This is a genomic window from Streptomyces sp. NPDC102258, assembly GCF_055584685.1.
Genome location: NZ_JBVJLO010000005.1, coordinates 229,012 through 249,406, shown reverse-complemented (window position 1 = coordinate 249,406; position 20,395 = coordinate 229,012). Strand labels below are relative to the sequence as shown.

The 20,395-nt window shown below is 76.5% G+C and carries 11 protein-coding genes; 6 read left to right on the top strand and 5 right to left on the bottom strand.

Going from position 1 to position 20,395, the window contains the following annotated elements; translation table 11 throughout:
• Window positions 1-73: 73 nt before the first annotated feature.
• On the top strand, window positions 74-577 hold the full coding sequence (locus ACZ6ZT_RS11255) for a hemerythrin domain-containing protein (RefSeq protein WP_469717800.1): 504 nt from the start codon (window positions 74-76) through the stop codon (window positions 575-577).
• Window positions 574-1,626, top strand: coding sequence for a cation diffusion facilitator family transporter (locus tag ACZ6ZT_RS11250; RefSeq protein ID WP_469717798.1), 1,053 nt, complete (start codon window positions 574-576; stop codon window positions 1,624-1,626). The genes ACZ6ZT_RS11255 and ACZ6ZT_RS11250 overlap by 4 nt, the downstream gene beginning before the upstream one ends.
• A 31-nt stretch (window positions 1,627-1,657) precedes the next feature.
• On the opposite strand, the gene ACZ6ZT_RS11245 is transcribed toward ACZ6ZT_RS11250, so the two are convergent.
• The 5 genes from ACZ6ZT_RS11245 to ACZ6ZT_RS11225 all read right to left on the bottom strand — a co-directional run bounded on the left by ACZ6ZT_RS11245 (window position 1,658) and on the right by ACZ6ZT_RS11225 (window position 5,667).
• Window positions 1,658-2,107: a hypothetical protein gene (locus tag ACZ6ZT_RS11245; RefSeq protein WP_469717795.1), complete on the bottom strand. Its 450-nt coding sequence runs from the start codon at window positions 2,105-2,107 to the stop codon at window positions 1,658-1,660.
• A gap of 104 nt (window positions 2,108-2,211) precedes the next feature.
• Window positions 2,212-2,577, bottom strand: coding sequence for a hypothetical protein (locus tag ACZ6ZT_RS11240; RefSeq protein ID WP_469717793.1), 366 nt, complete (start codon window positions 2,575-2,577; stop codon window positions 2,212-2,214).
• Window positions 2,578-2,680: 103 nt separating this feature from the next.
• Window positions 2,681-3,040 (bottom strand): subtilase-type protease inhibitor, encoded by a 360-nt coding sequence (locus tag ACZ6ZT_RS11235; protein WP_469718279.1) that lies wholly within the window; start codon window positions 3,038-3,040, stop codon window positions 2,681-2,683.
• Between the two features lie 361 nt (window positions 3,041-3,401).
• Window positions 3,402-4,664 carry a putative Ig domain-containing protein gene (locus ACZ6ZT_RS11230; RefSeq protein ID WP_469717789.1) on the bottom strand — a complete coding sequence of 421 codons (1,263 nt, stop codon included), beginning with the start codon at window positions 4,662-4,664 and terminating at the stop codon, window positions 3,402-3,404.
• Between the two features lie 109 nt (window positions 4,665-4,773).
• On the bottom strand, window positions 4,774-5,667 hold the full coding sequence (locus ACZ6ZT_RS11225; RefSeq protein WP_469717787.1) for a LysR family transcriptional regulator: 894 nt from the start codon (window positions 5,665-5,667) through the stop codon (window positions 4,774-4,776).
• Between the two features lie 678 nt (window positions 5,668-6,345).
• Here ACZ6ZT_RS11225 and ACZ6ZT_RS11220 point away from each other — a divergent pair.
• From ACZ6ZT_RS11220 to ACZ6ZT_RS11205, 4 genes are read left to right on the top strand one after another with little or no spacing between them, the layout of a single operon-like run.
• Window positions 6,346-14,421, top strand: a complete 8,076-nt coding sequence (locus ACZ6ZT_RS11220; protein ID WP_469717784.1) for an SDR family NAD(P)-dependent oxidoreductase — start codon at window positions 6,346-6,348, stop codon at window positions 14,419-14,421.
• Complete coding sequence (locus ACZ6ZT_RS11215) at window positions 14,414-19,195, top strand: type I polyketide synthase (RefSeq protein ID WP_469717783.1); 4,782 nt, start codon at window positions 14,414-14,416, stop codon at window positions 19,193-19,195. Before ACZ6ZT_RS11220 ends, ACZ6ZT_RS11215 begins: the two co-directional genes overlap by 8 nt.
• Window positions 19,185-19,532, top strand: coding sequence for an acyl carrier protein (locus ACZ6ZT_RS11210; RefSeq protein ID WP_469717780.1), 348 nt, complete (start codon window positions 19,185-19,187; stop codon window positions 19,530-19,532). The genes ACZ6ZT_RS11215 and ACZ6ZT_RS11210 overlap by 11 nt, the downstream gene beginning before the upstream one ends.
• Window positions 19,533-19,539: 7 nt before the next feature.
• A complete protein-coding gene (locus tag ACZ6ZT_RS11205) occupies window positions 19,540-20,394 on the top strand; it encodes an alpha/beta fold hydrolase (protein ID WP_469717776.1) in 855 nt (284 codons plus the stop codon).
• The last annotated feature ends 1 nt before the right edge of the window (window position 20,395 follow it).

The following is a 20,395-nucleotide window of genomic DNA, read 5'->3' as shown; positions in this document are numbered from 1 at the left end:
AAACACCTGAAGAACCCTGAAGAACCTTGCAGAACCTGAAGAAAACGAAAGACCGACTCGGGAGGGACGTGGCATGGCCGCGGACACGCAGCAGGACCAGGACGTCGTCGCGGTGATCCTGAAGGACCACCGCACGATGGAAGACCTCTTCCGCCGGATGCGCAGTGTGGAGGCGGACCGGGCCGGCGCGCTCGCCGAGTTCTCCGCCCTGCTCGTCGCCCACGGGGAGGCGGAGGAGGCCGAGGTGTACGGGGCCCTGAAGCGGTACAAGGACGTCGACAACGATGAGGTCGAGCACGGCAGCGAGGAGCACGCCGAGGGCAACGAGGCCCTCCTCGCGCTGCTGGAGGTGTCCGAGGTGGGCTCCGACGCGTGGGACGAGCGCCTGGAGGAGCTGGTCAAGGCCGTCACCCACCACCTCGACGAGGAGGAGCGGACGATCCTGAACGGTGCCCGGGAGAGCGTGCCCGACGCACGCCGGGCCGAGCTGGGCGTGGCGTTCCTGCGGGAGCGGGACCGGCTGCTCGCGGCCGACTGCGGCAGCATCGAGAACGTGCGCGCCCTCGTACGGGGATGACCGCCACGGCAGCGGTTCCGGGACCCGGTGAAGACCCGGACCAGGGCGTGGCCCCCGCACCGGACCGGCCGGCCGGCGCTGCCGGCGGCGCGGGCAAGGACGCCGAGACGCGCAAGACCATCTGGTTCGCCCTCGCCGCCAACCTGGCCATCTGCGTGGCCAAGGCCGTCGGGGGAGTCGTGGCCGGCTCCCCGGCCCTGCTGTCGGAGGCGGCCCACTCCATCGCCGACAGCCTGAACGAGGTCTTCCTGCTGGCCTCGCTCAAGCGCAGCCGGCGCCCCGCGGACGCCCACCACCCCTTCGGTTACGGGATGGAGCGGTACTTCTGGTCCCTCCTCGCAGCCGTCGGCATCTTCGTCACCGGCGGCTGCTTCTCCGTCTTCCAGGGCATCGAGGCCTTCCGCTCCGGCGGCGACGAAACCCGCAGCGGCTACGTCATCGGCATGGTCGTCCTGGTCGTCGCCCTGATCGCCGAGGGCGCCTCCCTCGTCCGGGCGCTGCTCCAGGTACGGGGCGCCGCGCGGGCCGAGGGCCGGAGCATGGCGGCCGAGGTCCGCCGCAGCCGCGACCCGGCCCTGCGGACCGTACTGGCCGAGGACAGCACCGCCTGCGCCGGCGTCCTCCTGGCGATCATCGGCATCGCCCTGCACATGGCGACCGGGGAGATCGCGTACGAGGCCTGCGCCTCCATCCTGATCGGGATCCTGCTGGTCTACGTCGCCTACACGCTGGGCAAGGCGGCCCGCGGGCAGCTGGTCGGCGAGGCCGCCGATCCCGAGGTCCAGCGAGAGGTGCGTGCGTTCCTGGAGAGTCAGCCGGAGATCGATTCCGTCACCGCGCTGCTGACCATGCGGCTGGGCCCGGACTCGGTCATGGCGGCCGCGCGCGTGGACCTGACGCCGGACTACGACAGCGAGACCGTGGAGGAGGCGATGGTCCGGATCCGCCGCGAGATACACGGCCGCTGGCCCGAACTGCACCAGGTGTTCCTCGACATCACCGACGTGGCGGCGACCCGGCGGGGCGCGGCGGCCGACCGGCGCGACTGACCCCCCGCCCGGCGCCCGGCCGGGGGGCCGGTCAGAGGAGGGTGAAGAGGTCCTCGCGCGCGGCGTCGAGGACGAAGCCGTTGTCGAGGCGTACGCGGACCGTCACGCGCGGCCGCCGCTCCTGGTGGGCGGTCCAGGCGGGCGCGAGGCCCTCGACCTGCTCCGCCAGCTGCTTCCGGCTGGCCGGGGGCATCTGGTGGCCGTAGTCGTCGAGCAGCGATTTCAGCCGTACGTACTCGCGCACGTCCGGGCCCTCCGGCACGCTCCGGCCGTCGTCGACCGCCTCGACGGTGCCCTCGGTGCCCGCCGCGAGGGACAGGGATCCGGCCACGGCGTCCTGCGGCCCGTCGGCGGGGGAGTCCTCGGCCGGGGAGTCCCCCGCCGCAGGGTCCCCGGCCGCAGGGTCCCCGGCCAGGGTGACCGAGCCGGTCAGCCTGAGCTCCGCCGCCAGCTTCACGCGCCGGCCCTCGTGCAGCGTCATCGGTCCCTCGTCCCTCGGCTCGGTCGGGCCGCCGTGCGCGCGAAGCGCGGGGCGGCCCCGGAGGTGTCATTATCCGGGGCCGCCCCACGCTCGGTGCCGACGGGTCAGGGGCCTTCGTCGTAGCTCCCCGCCTCGACTTCGAGGGCGAGTTCCTGGAGGACCTCCAGGGAGGAGACGTCCGTGCGGCCGGCGTCGTGGGCCATGGCCAGGCTGGTGAACGCCAGGCTGAACCCCGACACCATGGTGTGCAGGGCCGGACCGAGGGCCTCGGCGACCAGGGCGGCCACCTCCCGGGGCGTGGCGTCGGCGGGGACGCTGATCGACGGCAGCATCTCGTTGAGGAGCTGCGTCGCCACGCCGGCCGTGGCGTCGTCCTCGTGGTCCTCCTCCCCGGCTTCGGCCGCCCGCCGGATCTCCTGCGCCTCTGTCAGGATGCCGATCACTCGCTTGAGAACCTCCGCACGTTCCATGCGCGGAGCGTAGGCCAGGAGGCGCCCCCTTGGCCGGGCGAAACCGGATTCCGGATGGAGCGCGCGCCGCCGGCGGGGCCGGCGGCGCGTGGGGCGGGCGGGATCAGAACGCGAAGACGGCGTTGCCGTTCAGGGTCGCGGACATCGCGCAGGAGTTGGAGAAGGTGTGCTTCCAGGCGACGCGGCTGCCCTTCCACACGCCGTCCGCCGTCACGGTGACGGGGGCGTAGAGCATCGGACAGGCCCGGTCCGGGTTCGGGGCGGCCAGCAGTCGGTCGAACGCGCCGCCGGTGGCGTTCAGGGCCGCGCAGGCGCCCTGCGCGTCGGGGTGCGTCCCGGTGGCGGTCGGTGCGCAGCTCAGGGTGGACGCCCGCAGGACGGTGGCCGCGGCGTCGTCGCCCTGGGCGACGGTGAAGACCAGGGCGGAGGGGGCGTACAGGCTGGTGGGCTTGGCCTCCGCCATCCCGGTCACTCCGGCCAGGCAGAGGAGGGCAGCGGCAGAGACGGTAGCAATGCGACGCACGACAAGACTCGCTTTCGAATCCTAGGTTCGTTGCGTCCCCTTTTGAGGAATCGCAACCTGATGAACCTGAGACTGCCTGATCCGAAGGGGAGTTTCCTCTTGGCGACCGATTTCCGGACACCTCGTTCGCATAGCGGCAACCGAATGGTCGTTCGGCCAGCTCACCGGGGGTGCGGGCAGCCGGCCGGGCCGGGCGCGCCCGCCGGATAGCCGTGGGTGACGTGCTGGTTTCGGTGCGTTGACCCGCTTCTCGTCGGCTCCGATTCACCCGACGGCCACTCAGCTTGTCCGGATCGTGTGGTCAGAACCAGGTGAGGGTGAGGGGGAAGGTGGTGGTGGCGGTGGTGGGGGTGGTGTCGGTGGCGGTGGCGGTGATCTGGAGGGTTCCGGTGGCCCAGGGTTTGCCGGTGATGCGGCCGGTGGTGGGGTTGAGGGTGAGGCCCCAGGGGAGTCCGGTGGCGGTGTAGCGGGCGGGGGGTTTTCCGCCGGTGGTGGTGAGCTGGATGGTGCAGTCCTGCTTGATGCGGCAGGTCTGGGGGCCGGGGTCGGCCAGCTTCAGGTCACCGGAGGTGGGGGTCGGCGTGGGCGTGGGGGTCGGCGTCGGGGTGGGCGTGGGTGTCGGTGTGCCGGTGCAGCCGGGGGTGGCTTCCGGGGGCAGGGGTACCCGCCAGATCTGCGTGTCGTTCTCCGACCCGACGAGCAGGCTGGTGCAGTCGGCGTACGTCACCGTCTCGCCCTGCGACTGAGCGGGCAGGGCGACGTCCGCGAGCTTGGTGCCCGTGGCGTCGTAGACGGAGGCCGTGTTGGCCCCCAGCGGGCCGCCGCTGCGCAGGGTGTAGGAGGCGCCCGACGGCGAGAACGCCCCGTCGGTGGCGAAGACCGGGCCGGGGCGGACGGCGGTGAGCGTGTTGACCTGGCCGGTCACCGGAGGCAGCGGCGCCTGGTACAGCCGGCCCGCCGCGCCGATGAGTTTGCTCGCGACGTAGAGCCTGCCGCTCGCGGGATCGGCGAGCAGCGACTCCGCGTCGTGCCTGCCGTCCGCGTACGTGAACCGGTACGTCACGGGCGTCACGGTGGCGTCGGCGAGCCGGTCGGGCTCGGTGAAGCGGTGCACGGTGATCTCCGCGCGGCCGCCGAGGTTGTCGCCGATGTCGCCCACGAGGATCGCGGGAGCACCGGCGGCGTCCTTGCCGAGAGCCAGGGCCTCCCAGTCGGTGTTGCCGACGCCGGACACCGTGAAGGTGGCCACGAGGCGGCCGGTGGCGCCCGTGCAGTCGATGGCGAAGACCTGGTTGGTGTTGCCACTGTCGTTGACGGCGTACAGGACACCGGGGTGCTTGCGGCTCATGGCCAGGCCGCTGAGCTCGGCCAGGCCGCCGGGGAGGGTGCAGGCGCGCTCGGCGGCCGGAGCGGCGGCGCCCGGGGGAGCGGGGGCGGGGACGGGCGTGGCGGAGGCGGCACCCGCGGCGGGGGCGGCGAGCCAGGCCACGGCGGGCACGAGCGTGGCGACGGCCGCGGCGGCGAGGGCGGCGGCCCGTCGGGGAGCGAGGAGGTGTCGGGGCATGCATCCCATGGGAGGGGACATCAGGACCTGGCGCCAGCGCCAACCGCCCCCCGGTCGGGCATCGTTCGATGCCGGGACGGCATGCCGGACGCCGTGCGGCGCATCCCGGTCAGCGGGCCGGCTCCCGCAGCGGCGCCTTGTGCCGGGCGTGGGCGACGAACGCGCGGGCGGCGCGGCTCAGTGGCCGCCGGGCGTGCGCGATGCCCACCGGGCGCAACAGGGGAGGGGTGAACGAACGGACCTCCGCCCGGCTGCCGAAGGCCCGCAGCACCACGTCCCGGTACCAGATGAGGGAGCCGTGCCCGTCGGTCACGCCCGTCACCCAGGCGAGGCGCTCGTCCACTTCGAGGCAGGGCACCGGCCGGACGCCGAGGCAGCTGAACATGGCCTCCAGCTCCGTGCGCCGGCCCGCCCCCGGCGTGGGCAGTACCATCGGCAGCCCGTCGAGCGCGTGGAAGGGCAGCGGGTCGGGCAGCAGGGTGCCGAGGGGGGAGATGAGCACCACCTCGCGCTCCTGGATGTGGTGCGTGGACAGCTCCTTGTCCACCGGCAGGTCGACCAGCGCCAACTCCGCTCTCCCCTGGCCGAGTTCCTCGACCAGCGCCTCACGGCTGTCGTACTGCTGGAGCCTGACGTCGATGCCCGGGTGCCGTTCGGCGAAGGCCGGCACCAGTTCGGAGGCCAGGTCGAGGGCCAGCGTGGGGGTGGTCACCAGGGTGAGGGAGGCCCGGGCGTCCCCGCTGTGCGGGGTTCCGATGTCGTCGATCGCCTCCACCGCGTCGAGCACCGTACGGGCCAGCCGCACGACCCGGGCCCCTTCCGGTGTGAGGTCCACCCCCCTTCCCCGGCGGGAGAGGAGTAAGACGCCGAGGTCGCGTTCCATGGCCTGCACGGCCCGGGACAGCGCCGACTGGGCGACGAAGACGGAGGCGGCGGCGCCGGTGATGGAGCGGCAGTCGGCGACGGCGACGAGGTAGCGGAGCTGGGCGAGGGTGGGGGTCATGACCGGACGGTAACCGGGCGAGGTTGCGCCTGTAAGAGCGACTCGGGTGAACAACTGCCCGACACCGCGTAGTGGTTCATGCCGGTTGGGTGACGACCCATGCCGATGCGGCATGCCCCGGGACGGGAGCCGTGCGCCGTCCCCCGGGGCGGCGCCGTACCGTCCGGTAGCCAACGCCGCAGGCCATGGCTCTGACGGGCGCGCGGCGCCGGGCGCGCGCGGGTGGCGCGGGGGGTCGGCGGGCGACGATAACGCGAAACGGCGGCTTCCGGGTGCTGGTTGACAGTGCACGGTCATCACCGCACGATGCATCCCGGCGTCAGGGGCGTGGCCACGGTTCCCGCCTGCCTTCCCACGGGTCCCCTCCGGCCGACGCGCACGTCGCAGCACCTCGGCTCCCCCGGCGGGGACTTCGCCCACCGCTCTCCGCCGTCTGTCTCACGCCGCGCCATGTCACACAGCACTGGAAGAGGAGCGCCCGTGACCCCCCATCCCTCGCAGTCCCTCCAGTCAGAGCAGCCCCCACCGCCAGGGCAGGTCCCACCGCCGGAGCAGTCCCCAGCGTCAGAGCAGTCCCCACCGCCGGAGCCGCCGCACGGGCGCGACCCCGAGCTTGAGGCCGGGCTCGGGCCCGGGCCCGCTGACGGCTCTGCCGCCGGGCGGGATCTCGTCGTCGCGGTGACCCCCTTCGAGGAGCCCAACCCGCGCATCGTCATCGCCGCCGAACGGGCCGGCGCCCTCGGACTGCTCGACCTCGGCCGGGACCGCCGCGCCGCCGGCCAGGGCTTCGCCGAGCTCGCCCGCCGCCTGCCCGGAGCCCGCTACGGGGTACGGGTGCCCGCGGGCTGTCCCGTCGGCCCCGGGGAGCTGCCGGCCGAGGTGGACACCGTGCTGCTCGCCGACCCGGACACGCACACGGCCGAGCGGATCGCCGACTGGGCCGCGGCCGGCGGGCGGCCCCGCGTATGGGCCGAGGTCACCTCCCCGGCGCAGGCGGCGGCCGCGGCGGCCGCGGGGGCGGCCGCGCTCGTCGCCAAGGGCCACGAGGCGGGGGGCCGGGTCGGCGGCGCCACCACCTTCGTCCTCCTCCAGCAGCTGCTCGCCGCCCCGCAGGGCGAGCGGCTGCCCGTACGGGCGTACGGCGGGATAGGGCCGCACACGGCGGCCGCGGCCGTCGCGGGCGGAGCCGCCGGTGTGCTGGTCGACGTACAACTGGCCCTCACCCCCGAGGGGGAGGCCCCGCTGCCCGGCGAAGTGGCCGCGGCGCTACGGGCCATGGACGGTTCCGAGACCAGGCTGGTCGACGGCCACCGGGTGTACGCGCGCCCCGACCTTTCCCCGCCCAAGGGCCCGGCCGCCACCCTGCTCGGCGCCCGGGACCTGCGGACCCAGCTCCTCCCGGTCGGCCAGGACGGGGCCTCGGCCGCCCGGCTCGCAGCCCGCCACCGGAGCACCGCCGGCGTCCTGCGGAGCCTGCGCACGGCCGTCGCGGGGCACCTGGAGGCCGCCGTACGCGCTCTCCCGCCGGTCGGCGGGTACGACCGTACGGGCGGGCCGCTGCCCGTCGCGCAAGGGCCCATGACCCGGGTGAGCGACCAGGCGGCCTTCGCCGAAGCCGTCGCCGCCGGGGGCGCGGTCCCCTACCTGGCGCTCGCCGTGATGGAGGGCCCGGACGTACGCCGCCTCCTCGCGCAGACCGCCGAGCGGCTCGGCGACCGGCCCTGGGGGGTCGGCCTGCTCGGCTTCGCCCCGCCCGCGCTGCGGCGCGAACAGCTGGCGGCCGTCCTGGAGGTGTGCCCCCCGCGCGCGATCATCGCCGGCGGCACCCCCGCGCAGGCGGCCCCGCTGGAGGACGCCGGTATCCGGACCCACCTGCACGTGCCCTCGCCGGGCCTGCTGGAGCGCTACCTCACCGACGGGGCGCGGCGGTTCGTGTTCGAGGGGCTGGAGTGCGGCGGCCACGTCGGGCCGCGCGCCTCGTTCCCCCTGTGGGAAGAGCAGATCGAGGTCCTGCTGACCTGTCCCGAACCGGCCGCGCTGGACGTGCTGTTCGCGGGCGGCGTCCACGACGCCCGGTCCGCCGCCATGGTGGCCGCCGCCGCCGCGCCCCTGACCGCGCGCGGCGCGCACGTCGGGGTGCTCATGGGCACCGCCTACCTCTTCACCGAGGAGGCCGTGGCGGCGGGCGCGGTGCTGCCCGGCTTCCAGCGCGCCGCCCTCGACTGCGTGGACACCGTGCTGCTGCACACCGCCCCCGGCCACGCCACCCGGTGCGCGCCCACCCCGTACGCCGACACCTTCGAGGCCACCCGGCGGCGGCTCGCCGCGGACGGGACCGCACCGCGCGAGGCGTGGGAGGAGCTGGAGCGGCTCAACCTGGGCCGGCTGCGCATCGCCAGCAAGGGGCTGCGGCGCGCTCCCGACGGCTCCGGCCTGGAGCACGTCGACGAGGAACGGCAGCACGCCGAAGGGCTGTTCATGATCGGCCAGGCCGCCGCCCTGCGCACCGGCACCACCACCATCGCCGCCCTGCACGCCGAGGTCACCGACGGCGCCGCCGCGCTGCTGCGCCGCCGCGCCGAGGAGACCGCCGCCCCCGCCCAGCGGGCGGCCCCGGCCGGGCCGCTGGACATCGCCATCGTCGGCATGGCCTGCGCCTACCCCGGCGCACCGGACCTCGCCGGCTACTGGGCCCGGATCCTGGCCGGGGACGACGCGGTGACGGAGGTCCCGGCCGAACGCTGGGACCCGGCCCTCTACTTCGACCCCGACCCGGCGCGCGCCGGCGAACGCACCCCCTCCCGCTGGGGCGGCTTCCTCGGCCCGCTGCCCTTCGACGCCCTCGCGTACGGCGTCCCGCCCACCTCGCTGACCGGCATCGAACCGGTCCAGCTGCTGGCCCTGGAGATCGCGGCCCGGGCCCTGGCGGACGCCGGCTACGACCGGGACCGGGAGTTCGACCGCACCCGGACCTCGGTGGTCTTCGGCGCGGAGGCCGGCACCGAACTGGCGGGCGCCTACGGGCTCCGCGCCCTCTACCCCGGCTACCTGGGCCCGCTGCCGCCCGAGCTGGACGGCGAACTGCCCCGGCTGACCGAGGACTCCTTCCCCGGCGTCCTCGCCAACGTCATCGCCGGCCGGGTCGCCAACCGGCTGGACCTGGGCGGCGCCAACTGCACCGTCGACGCCGCCTGCGCTTCCTCCCTGGCCGCGCTGGACCTCGCCTGCCGCCAACTGCGCTCCGGGGACAGCGACATGGTGCTGTGCGGCGGCGCCGACGTGCACAACGGCATCAACGACTACCTGCTGTTCTCCTCCGTCCGCGCCCTGTCGCCCGGCGGCCGCTGCCGGCCCTTCGACTCCGCCGCCGACGGCATCGCCCTCGGGGAGGGCGTCGGCGCGCTCGTCCTGAAACGGCTCGAAGACGCGGAACGGGACGGCGACCGGGTGTACGCCGTGATCAAGGCGGTCGGGGCCGCCAGCGACGGGCGCTCCCTCGGCCTGACGGCGCCCCGGCCGGAAGGTCAGCGCCGGGCCCTGGACCGGGCCTACGACCGGGCCGGAGTCACCCCCGCCGAAGTCGGCCTCATCGAAGCGCACGGCACCGGCACGGTGGTCGGCGACAGCACCGAACTGGCGGTGCTGAGCGACCTGTTCACCGCCTCGGGCGCGGCTCCGGGGAGCTGTGCGCTGGGCTCGGTGAAATCGCAGCTCGGGCACACCAAGTGCGCGGCCGGGCTGGCCGGACTGATCAAGGCGGCCCGGGCGGTCCACTCCGGTGTACGGCCGCCGACCCTGCACCTCGACACGCCGGTCCCGGCCTGGCGCGCCGGCACCAGCCCGTTCTTCTTCGACACGGAGGCCCGGCCGTGGGCCGTGCCCGCCCACCGCCGCGTCGCCGGGGTGAGCGCCTTCGGCTTCGGCGGCACCAACTACCACGCGGTGCTCGCCGGCCACGCCGGATCCGAGGAGCCCCGGCACGGCCGGGAGGAGTGGCCCGCCGAACTGTTCTGCTTCCGCGGCGAGGACCGGCGCGCGGCCGGCCGGGCCATGGCGCGGCTCGCGGCCCGGCTGGAGCAGAACGACGCCGCCGGGCGGCCGTGGCCGCTGCGGGACCTCGCCGCAGAGGTCTGTGACGCCGCCGGTCCGGGCCCGGTCCGGGTCGCGGTCGTGGCCCGGGACCTGGAGGAGCTGTCCGCCCGGCTGGTGGGGGCCCGGGCCTTCACCCCGGGCGCGGGGGTCCTCGTACGGGCGGAATCCGCCGATCCGGGGCAGGTGGCCTTCCTGTTCCCGGGGCAGGGCAGCCAACGGCCCGGCATGCTCGGGGAACTGTTCACGGCCTTCCCCGCCCTGCGGGAGCTCCTGGACGCCGCGCCCGGCCCGGTGGTCTCCGCGATGTTCCCGCCGGCCGCCTTCACCGCCGGGGGACGGGCCGCACAGCGCGCCGCCGTCACCGACACCCGGGTGGCCCAGCCCGCCCTCGGCCTGGCCGGCTCGGCGGCGCACCTGCTGCTCGGCGCGCTCGGCGTACGGCCCGACTGCGTGGCCGGCCACTCGTACGGCGAGCTCACCGCCCTGTGGGCGGCCGGGGTGTGGGACACCGAGAGCCTGCTGCGGCTGAGCATCCGCCGGGCCGAGGCCATCGTGGCCGCCGCCGGGACGGACCCCGGCGCCATGGCGGCGGTGGCGGCCGCGCCCGAGGACGTACGGGAGATCGCGGCGCGGGCCGGCTGCGTGGTGGCGAACCACAACGCGCCCCGGCAGTGCGTGATCTCGGGACCCGCCGCCGCCGTGTCCGCGGCGGTGGCCGCGCTGCGGGAGGCGGGGCTGTCGGCGGAGCCGATCGCGGTGGCCTGCGCGTTCCACAGCCCGGTGGTGGCGGGGGCGGCGACGGCCCTCGCCGAGGAGCTGGCCGGGACGACGCTGGCCGAGGCCGCCGTCCCGGTCTGGTCGAATACGACGGCCGGGCTTTACCCGGTCTCCGTCGAGGAGGTACGGGGCCTGGTGGCCCGGCAGGTGGCGGAGCCGGTGCGGTTCGTGGAGCAGGTGGAGGCCATGTACGCGGCCGGCGTACGGACCTTCGTGGAGGCGGGGCCCGGCCGGGTGCTGTCCGGGCTGGTCGGCCGCATCCTGGGCGACCGGCCGCACACGGTGGTCCCGCTGGACGTGCCGGGGGAGCACGGGCTGCTCCGGCTGGTCACGGCTCTGGCGGAACTGGCGGTGGCGGGCGTCTCCGTGGCACCGGAGCCCCTCTTCCGCGGCCGGACCGCCCGCCTCCCCGAACGCGCCCCCCGGCGGCCGGGCTGGCTGGTCGACGGCCACCTGGTCCGCACCGCCGACGGCACCCCCCTCCCGGGCGGCCTCCAGCCGGCCCGGCGGGTGACGGCGTCCGGGGATCCGGTTCCCGCCTCGGTGGCGCCCGCGGGACCGGCGCAGGGACCGGCGGCGGGCTGGGAGGCAGGCCCGGCGGCGGCCCCGGGCGCGGTCCGGGGGATCTCCGGGGGGTCCGTGGCCGGTTGGCCGGACCCGGCGGCGGCCACGGGCTCGGGTGCGGGCCCAGGACCGGTCCGGGGGGTTTCCGGGGCTCCGGTCCGGGGGCGGGCGGTACCCGCCGGCGCGGGGCCGGATCCGGCGGCCACGGGCACGGGTGCGGGCTGGGGACCGGTCCGGGGGATCTCCGGGGAGTCCGCGGCCGGGGCCCCGGTCGGGGCGCGGGTGGTATCCGCCGGCGCGGGGCCGGACCCGGCGGCCGGCCGGCTGAGCGGTCATACGGGCGACGGCGCGGGCCCGTCGGGCGGAAGGGCGGACGGCCGCCCCGGACGGTTCCCGGCAGACCGGCCGGAGACGGCGGACAGGAACGGGCACGGGGCAGGCGGGTGGTCCGCGGCCGCGTATGACAGGGGAGGTCAGCAGATGGTCATGGCCATGAGCGACGGTCAGGCGGCCCGCCGGGGGGACGGCGCCGGAGGCACCGGCCCGGGAGCGGCGGCGCCCGGCGGGCACACGAACGGCCACCTCGTGCGGGCCGCGCCGGGAGGCGCGGACGGCCCGCCCGGCGCCTTGCCCGCCGGCCCCGGTGAGGAGGCGGTGGTGGCGTACCTCCGCGCCTCGTGCGAGGTGGTCCAGGCGCAACGGGACGTCCTGCTCGGCTACCTGGGCTACCTGGGGTCGGCCGCCCCGGGCCAGGCCATCCGGCCGACCCCGGCCGCGCACCTCGGCGCCACCCCGGCCCCTTGGCCCGGCGCCGAAGACCCGACCACCGGCACCCTGACGCCCCCGCTCCAACCGACCGCGACCCCGGACGGATTCCCCCCGGGCCTCGCCGCACCTGGGCCGACCGCAGCGTGGGGTACGGCCGACGCCGCGTCGACGGCGGGCACGGCCCCGAGCGCCTGGGCGGCGGTGCAGGGCCCGTTGGCAGCGAACGGCGGCTGGCGGGCGGCCGATGCCTCGTCAGCGGCGGGCTCAGCCCCCGGCACCTGGGCGGGGGTGCAGGGCCCGTTGGCGGCGGGCGTGGCCAACGGCGTCTGGGTGGGGGCTGACACCCACCCTGGCGCGGGCGCCGCCCCGAGCAGCTGGCCGACGGCCGACGGCCCGTCTGGGGCGGCCGTGGCGAACGGCGCCGGGTCGGCGGTTCAGGGCCCGTCCGGGGCTGGCGCGGCCAACGGGGCCTGGTCAGTGGTCGAGGCGCCCGGCGCGACGGGCGTGGCTCCCGGTACCTGGTCGGCGGCCGACGGCTCGCCTGCGCGATGCGTGGCGGACGCCGACTGGGCGCCAGCTCAGGGACCGTCCGGGGTGGGTGTGGCCGACGGGGTGTGGCCGGGGGGTGAGGCGTCCGGCGCGACGGGCGTGGCCCCCGGCCCCTGGGCGGCGGCCGATGGCCCGTCTGCTGGGGGCGTGGCGGCTCAGGTGGCGGGCGGGGCTGACAGGTCCTCCGTGGTGGGTGTGGCGAACGGGTTCGGGGGTGCCGGCGCAGGGGCGGCGGGGCCCGGGGACGCCGCTTCCGGGCCGGGCGGCGGTCCGGCGGTGGGGCGGTCCGCGGACGAGGTGCTGGACGTGGTCGTGGAGATCGTGCACGTCCGGACCGGCTACCCGCGGGACATGCTCGATCCCGGCCTCGACCTGGAGGCCGACCTGTCCATCGACTCCATCAAGCGCGTCGAGATCATCGGCGCCCTCGCCGACCGGATCGGCCTCCCCCAGGACCCCGGCGGCTCCGCCGAGTCGGCCGTCGAGGAGCTGTCCCGGATCAAGACCCTGCGCGGCATCGTCGACTGGGTCACCAGCCACACCGAGCCGGCCGCCGCCCCGCCCGGCGACCGGCCCGCCGCCGCGCTCCGGCGGCTGCGCGTGGAACCGGTGCCGCTGCCCGCCCTTGCCGGGGACCCGGCGGGCCTCAGAGGCCTGCGCGTCGGAGTCGTCGGGGACGGGCAGGGCCTCGGGGCCGCCCTCGCCGAAGCCCTGCGGGAGCACGGGGCGGAGGTGAGCCGACTCGCCTCCGCCGACGCCGGCTTCGACGCCGTCCTCGACCTCACCGCCCTGCGCCCCGGCGCCGAGCCCGTGCTGCCGGGAGCCTTTCCCGGGTGGCAGCGGGCGCTGACCGGCGGTGCGCACCGGCTCCTCCTCGTCACCGCCCACGGCACCACCCCCGGCGCCGGACTGCACGGCTTCGCCCGCGCCGCCGCGCTGGAGTTCCCCGGCCGGCTCATCCGCGCGGTGGAGGTCCACCCCAAGGAGGGCCCCGAGCGGATCGCGGCGCAGCTGCTGGCCGAGCTGACCGCCGAAGCCACCGACCCCACCGAGGCCGCAGCCTCCGTCGGGTACACCGCCGAGGGCGTACGGGTGACCCGCCGGCCGGTACCCGCCCCGCTCGCCGCCCCCGCCGGCCCGGCGACCCCCCCGCTCGGCCCGGACTCCGTGGTCCTGCTCACCGGAGGCGCCCGCGGCATCACCGCCCGCACCGCCCTCGCGCTGGCCCGGGCCGGCGGCTGCCACGTCGAGCTGATGGGACGTACGCCCGAACCCGCCCCCGAACCCGACGCGTTCGCCCACGCCACCGACCGGGTGGCCCTGCGCGCCGCCCTGATAGCCACCGGCCTGCGCACCCCCGCCGAGATCGAGGCCGCGGCCTCCAGGATCCTCGCCGAGCGCGAGGTACGGGCCACCCTGCACGCCCTCGCCGGCGCCGCGGCCTCCGTCCGCTACCACCGCGCGGACGTCACGGACGGGGCGGCGGTACGGGCCGTCGTGGCGGCGGTGCGCGAGCGGCACGGCCGGCTCGACGGCATCGTGCACGGCGCCGGGACCCTGCGCGACGGGCTGCTCCGCGACAAGCCGCCGGCCGCCTTCGCCGAGGTGTTCACCACGAAGGTGACCGGCGCCCGCCACCTCGCCGCCGCGGCGGCCGATCACGGCGCCGCGCCCGCGCCCCGGTTCCTCGCCCTGTTCGGCAGCGTGGCGGGCGTGTACGGGAACCGCGGCCAGAGCGACTACGCCGCCGCGAACGACGCCCTCGACGCCCTCGCCCACACCTGGGCGGACTCCTTCCCGGGCCGGGTGCTGTCCCTCGACTGGGGGCCCTGGGCCGCCGAGGCGGGCGGGATGGTCAGCCCCGAACTGGCCCGCGAGTACGCCCGGCGGGGGATCCCGCTGATCGACCCCGAGGAGGGCACCGCCGCGTTCCTCGCGGAACTCGCGCACGGGAACGACGTACAGGTGGTCCTGCTGGCCGGGGAGCGTGAGGAGCGTGGCTGACCGGCGGCAGCGGCCGCCGCGCGGCCACCGCGGTCCGCGGCCGGGCGACGCGGCGATCGTGGGGATGGGCGCGGTGTTCCCGGGCGCCGCGGACCTGGCCGCGTACCGCCACAACCTCCTCGCCGGTACGGACTGCATCGGCGACGTCCCGCCCGGCCGCTGGGACCCCGAGGTGTACTACGACCCGGACGGCGCCACCGGCCCGGTCGCGGGCGACCGCTTCTACTGCCGCCGCGGCGGTTTCGTGGACGGGCTCGCCGCCTTCGACCCGGTCCGCTTCGGGATCATGCCCGCCACCGTGGACGGGGCGGAACCGGACCAGATGCTCGCCCTGCACGCCACGGCCGAGGCGATCGCCGACGCGGGAGGCGAGGACCGGCTGCCCGCCGACCGCTCCCGGATCGGGGTGGTGCTGGGGCGCGGCGGGTTCATGGGGGTGGCCACCGCCCGGCTCGACCAACGCGTGCGCACCGCCCACCAGTTGGCGCAGACCTTACGGGAACTCGCCCCCGAGCTGGGTGAACGGCGGATCGCGGAGGTGCGGTCGGCCTTCCAGGAGGCCCTCGGCCCGGAGCGGCCGGACGCGTCGATCGGCCTGGTGCCGAGCTTCACGGCCGCCCGGACCGCGAACCGGCTGGACTTCCGGGGCCCCGCCTACACCCTGGACGCGGCCTGCGCCTCCTCGCTGCTGGCGGTGGACCAGGCCGTGGGCCTGCTGGCCGCCGGGCGCTGCGACGCCGTGATCGCCGGGGCCGTGCACCACTGCCACATCGCCACCCTGTGGAGCGTGTTCACCCAGCTGCGGGCCCTGAGCCCCAGCGAACGCATCAGGCCCTTCGACCGGCGGGCCGACGGGACCCTGCTGTCCGAGGGCACCGGGGTGGTCCTGCTGAAGCGGCTGGCGGACGCGGAGCGCGACGGTGACCGGATCTACGCCGTGATCCGCGGTACGGGCGTGGCCGGCGACGGCCGGGCGGCGAGCCTGATGAGCCCGCTCGTCGCCGGCCAGGTACGGGCCCTGGAACGGGCCTGGCGGGACGCCGGGCTGGACCCCCGGGCGCCCGGCGCGCTGGGCCTGCTGGAGGCGCACGGCACCGGAACGCCGGTCGGCGACGCGGCCGAACTCGACACCCTGGCCCAGGTGTTCGGCGCCCCGTCGGCCGGCACCGGCGGGGACGGCGACGCCGACGCCGATGACGACGCGGACGGGATCGGCTTCGGCTCCGTGAAGTCGATGCTCGGCCACACCATGCAGGCCTCCGGCATGGCCGGACTGATCAAGGCCGCCCTCGCGGTGCACGAGGGGGTGCTGCCGCCGACCCTGCACCTGGAGGAGCCGCACCCGGACCTCGCCCGGACCCGGATGCGGCCGGTGACCCGGGCCCGGCCGTGGGAGCGCGGACCGGCGCCCCGGCGGGCCGGGGTCAACGCCTTCGGCTTCGGCGGGATCAACGCGCACGTGGTCCTGGAGGAGGCCCCGGGCTCCCGCGCCGGGAGCCGCGCGGGAGCCGGACGAGGGGCCTTCCCCGTACGGCGGTTCCTGCCGTCGGCCGGCGCCGCCGCGCCGGTGGGCTCCGCCGGGCCGGACGACGTACTCCTGATGGCGGCGGACGACGCGGCGGAACTGTCGGCCCGGCTGGCGGACGGCACCCCGCGCTCCGGCGGTGACGGACCCTGCCGGCTCGCCGTGGTGGGGCCGACGCCCCAGCGGCTCGCGCTGGCCGCGAAGGTGCTCGCGCGCGGCCGGGCGTGGCGCGGGCGCGGAGAGGTGTGGTTCGCGCCGCGGCCGCTGGGCGGCCGGGTCGCGTTCCTGTTCCCGGGTCTGGAACCGGAGTTCAGCCCCCGGCTGGACGACGTCGCGGACCGGCTCGGGCTGGAGCGGCCCCGGCTGAGCCGGGGCACGGAGCTGATGGAACGGGCCCTGGACGCCATCGCCACGGGCCGTTTCCTCGCCGGGGTGCTGCCCGGGCTCGGCATCGAACCCGATGTGCTGGCGGGCCACAGCCTGGGGGAGTGGGCGGCGATGGTCGCCGCCGGGATGTACCCCGAGGACGCGGCCGACGCCTTCCTGGACTCGCTGCGGCCGGGCTCGCTGAAGGTCCCGGACGAGCTGGTCTACGCGGCGCTGGGCTGCGGGACCCGGCGGGCCGAGGCGGCGCTCCGGGGACTGGAGCGGGTGGTGGTCAGCCACGACAACTGCCCGCACCAGTCGGTGATCTGCGGCGAACCGGACCAGGTGCGGGAGGTGCTGGACCGGCTGAAGGCCGACGGCGTCCTCGGCCAGGAACTGCCCTTCCGCTCCGGGTTCCACACCCCGATGTGGGAGCCCTACCTCGGGCAGGTCCGGGCCGCCTTCGACCGGCTGCCGCTGCGGCCGGGCCGTCTTCCCGTCTGGTCGGCGACCACCTGCGCGCCGTTTCCCGCCGCGCCGGACGAGGTACGGGAGCTGGTGGTGCGCCACCTCCTGGAGCCGGTCCGGTTCCGTGAGCTGACCCTGCGGCTGTACGAGGACGCGGGCGTACGGGGCTTCGTCACCCTGGGGCCCGGCAGCCTGCCGGGCTTCGTGGAGGACACCCTCCGCGACCGGCCGCACTTCTCGGTGGCGGCCTCCTCGCCCCGGCTCACGGGACTGGCCGCCCTGCGCCGCGCCTGTGCGGCCCTGTGGACTGAGGGGCACTCCCCCCGGTGGGACCGCCTCCGCCCGGCGGAGTCCCCGGCCGCCTCCGGGAGCCTGCCTCCGGCACCGGAAGGACCGGCCGCCGCTGCCGCGCCGCCCGCCCCGGGGCGCTCCGCACCCCTGGACCTCGGCTCGCCGCTGGTCCGACTGGGCGAGGCGGCCCGCACGGCCCTGGGACCCCTGCTACCCCAACCGGCCCCGGCCTCGGCGCCGGAACCGGCCTCGGCCCCTGTCCCGGCGTTCGCCGCGGCTCCCGCTGCCGCTTCGTTACCCGCGTCGGCGTTCGCCTCCGACCCTGCGCCGGGTCCCGCGCCCGCGTTCGCCGCCGTCCCCGCCCCCGTTTCATTCGCCGCGCCGGCGTTCGCTTCGACCTGGACCCCGGCCCCGGCCCCGGCCTCGACTCCCGCCCCGGCCCCGGCCCCGGCCCCCGCCTCGTTCCCCGTCCCGCCGCCCGGGGCCCGGCCCGTGCTGCTGTCCGCTCTGGACGCCGCGCCGGAGGAGGGCGTCGCCGGCGGCGTCGCCGGGAGGGGGACGCTGCGGCTGTCGCTGGCCGCGCTGCCCTACGTACGCGACCACTGCGTGTACCTCCAGCCCGACGCGTGGCCGCACGACGCGGACCGCTTCCCCGTCGTCCCCATGACCACGATGCTGGAGCTGGCCGCCGACGCCGCGCGCCGGTACGCCCCGCCCGGTCTGGCCGTCATCGGCTACGACCGCGTACGGGCGCTGCGCTGGCTCCCCGTCGAACCGGCCCTCGACATCGAGGTCACCGTCCGCGACGACGGGCCCGGCCGGCTCCGCGTCGGCCTCGGGGAGTACGCCGACGTGGTCGTGCTCCTCGGCGACCGGTACGGGCCGGCGCCCGCGCCCGACCCCGCCCCCCTGCGCGGCCTCCAGCCGGCCCCGGTCAGCGCCGAGGCCCTCTACCGCGACCGGTGGATGTTCCACGGCCCCCGCTTCGCCGGGGTGCACGAGGTGCGGGCCGTCGGTGCGGACGGCATCCTCGGGGTGCTCCGGGCCCTGCCCGACCCGGGGGCGCTGCTCGACGCGGCCGGGCAGCTGTTCGGGCACTGGATGCAGCTGCGGCTGCCCGTCGACCGGCTGGTGTTCCCGGCGACGGTGGACCGCGTACGGTTCTTCGGTCCGCCCCCCGCCCCGTACGAGCTCGTCGCCGCCACGGCCCGGATCCGCGAGGTCCGCGACGTCACCGTGCGCGGGGACCTCGAACTGCGGCGCCCCGACGGGCGGGTGTGGGCCCGGATCGACGGGTGGACGTACCGCCGCTTCGGCGCCGACGAGCGGGTCTGGCCGATGAAGTTCACCCCCGAGGTGTGCGGTATCGGCGAGCCCCGGCCCGAGGGCTGGTGCCTCGCCCGGCGCCGCTGGAGCGACCCGGCCTCGCAGGAACTGGTCATGCGCCGCTACCTCGGCGCCACCGAGCGCACCGCGTACGAGCGGCTGTCGCCGCGTGCCCGGGCCCCCTGGCTGCTCGGCCGGATCGCCGCCAAGGACGCCCTGCGCCAACTGCTGTGGGACGGCGGCGCGGGGCCCGTCTTCCCGGTGGAGGTGCCGGTCGGCAACGACCCGGCCGGCCGGCCGCTCGCCGGGGGCGCCCTGGCCGGGGGAGTCCGCCTGAGCATCGCCCACAAGGACCGGATCGCGGTCGCCCTCGCCCACCCCACCCGGCCGGTCGGCATCGACGTGGAGCCCGTCACCGCCGACCCGGACGCGCTGATCCGCATCGCCCTCGCCCCGGGCGAACTCGCCCTCGCCGAAGCGCTGGCGGCCCAGGAGGGCACCGGCCTGCCGGCGGCGCTCACCCGGCTCTGGTGCGCCAAGGAAGCGGCGGCCAAGGAGGCGGGCACCGGCCTCGGCGGGCGCCCGCGCGACTGGCGGGTCTCCGGCGACCCGGACTCCGGCCGGCTGCGGGTGCTGTCCCCGGACGGGCACCCGTACCCGGTCCGCACCACGCTCCTCGCGGACGCGCTCCTCGCGCAGACGGCACCCGACCACATCGTCGCCTGGACCGACCGCGCCGCCGCTCCCTCCCCCGTCCCCTTTCCCCTCCCCCTCACGGAGACCAGTCATGGCAGCTGACATCCTCGCCGAGATCACCGGCATGCTCGTGGAGATCGTGGGTGACGAGTACCTCCTCGCGGACGAGGTCACGATGAAGACGACGTTCAACGAGGACCTCGCCCTGGAGAGCGTCGAGTTCGTCGCCCTCGCCGAGCTGCTCCACCACCGCTACGGCGCCGAGGTGGACCTGATGGGCTTCCTGTCCGAGAAGGACATGGACGCCATCCTCGCCATGTCGGTCGGCGACCTCGTCACACACATCGGCCGGGTCACCCACGCCTCCCTCGCCCGGACCGCTCCGGGGACATCCGCCGCCGAAGCGTCCGCCGCCGAGGCGTCCGCCTCGAAGGGCTGAGCGCGTCATGGCCCACGTCACCGTGGACTCCGTCCGCTTCCACGTCCAGCGGCTCCCGGTCACCCCCGGCGCGGGAGCCCCCGACCGTCCCGTCGTGGTGTTCCTGCACGGACTGGTCGTCGACAACCTGTCCTCCTTCTACTGCCCGCTGGCCCTGCCCGTGGCCCGGGCCGGACACGAGGCCGTCCTCTACGACCTGCGCGGCCACGGCCGCACCGAACGGCCGCCCACCGGCTACGACAGCCGCACCGCCGTACGGGACCTCTTCGCGCTGCTCGGCGCGCTCGGCCTCGGGCGGCGCCCGGTCCACCTGGTCGGCAACAGCTACGGCGGCACCGTCGCCCTGCACGCCGCCCTCGCCCGGCCCGACCGCGTCACGGGCCTCACCCTGCTCGAACCGCCGCTCAGCGGCCCCTGGGTGGAGAACATGGTCGACACCCTGTCGGCGGCGGCCCTCAGCCTGGAGGACAGCCCGGTCCCCAGGGAGCTGCTCACGCTGCGCCTGCGCAAGGCGGCCAACCTCACCGCGATCGCCGACGACCTGCTCAACCGCACCACACTGCTCGACGACATCGCGGCCGGCCACACCTTCACCCCGGCCGACTACGCCCGGCTGCGCTGCCCGGTCCTCATCGTCTGCGGCGAGCATTCCGAACTCGTCCCCGGCGCCCGGGAACTGGCCCGCCACGCGCCCCGTGTGAGTGCCGTCGAGATCCTGCCCGGCCTGGGGCACGACGTGCTGAAGGAGAGCAGCGGAGCGCTGCGGGCGGCCGTACTCGCCCACGCCGACACCGTCGCCGCCGGCGCGGCGGCGACCGCCGCCGCGCAGGCCCGGCCGTGGACGGGAGCGCTGGTGCCGTGAA

What these genes read in the sequence shown, in the direction of transcription:
- ACZ6ZT_RS11240 (WP_469717793.1), bottom strand. Translation starts at nt 2,577, where the DNA reads ATGGAACGTGCGGAGGTTCTCAAGCGAGTGATCGGCATCCTGACAGAG.
- ACZ6ZT_RS11210 (WP_469717780.1), top strand. Translation starts at nt 19,185, where the DNA reads ATGGCAGCTGACATCCTCGCCGAGATCACCGGCATGCTCGTGGAGATC.
- ACZ6ZT_RS11205 (WP_469717776.1), top strand. Translation starts at nt 19,540, where the DNA reads ATGGCCCACGTCACCGTGGACTCCGTCCGCTTCCACGTCCAGCGGCTC.
- ACZ6ZT_RS11255 (WP_469717800.1), top strand. Translation starts at nt 74, where the DNA reads ATGGCCGCGGACACGCAGCAGGACCAGGACGTCGTCGCGGTGATCCTG.
- ACZ6ZT_RS11235 (WP_469718279.1), bottom strand. Translation starts at nt 3,040, where the DNA reads ATGGCGGAGGCCAAGCCCACCAGCCTGTACGCCCCCTCCGCCCTGGTC.
- ACZ6ZT_RS11245 (WP_469717795.1), bottom strand. Translation starts at nt 2,107, where the DNA reads ATGACGCTGCACGAGGGCCGGCGCGTGAAGCTGGCGGCGGAGCTCAGG.
- ACZ6ZT_RS11250 (WP_469717798.1), top strand. Translation starts at nt 574, where the DNA reads ATGACCGCCACGGCAGCGGTTCCGGGACCCGGTGAAGACCCGGACCAG.
- ACZ6ZT_RS11225 (WP_469717787.1), bottom strand. Translation starts at nt 5,667, where the DNA reads ATGACCCCCACCCTCGCCCAGCTCCGCTACCTCGTCGCCGTCGCCGAC.
- ACZ6ZT_RS11230 (WP_469717789.1), bottom strand. Translation starts at nt 4,664, where the DNA reads ATGCCCCGACACCTCCTCGCTCCCCGACGGGCCGCCGCCCTCGCCGCC.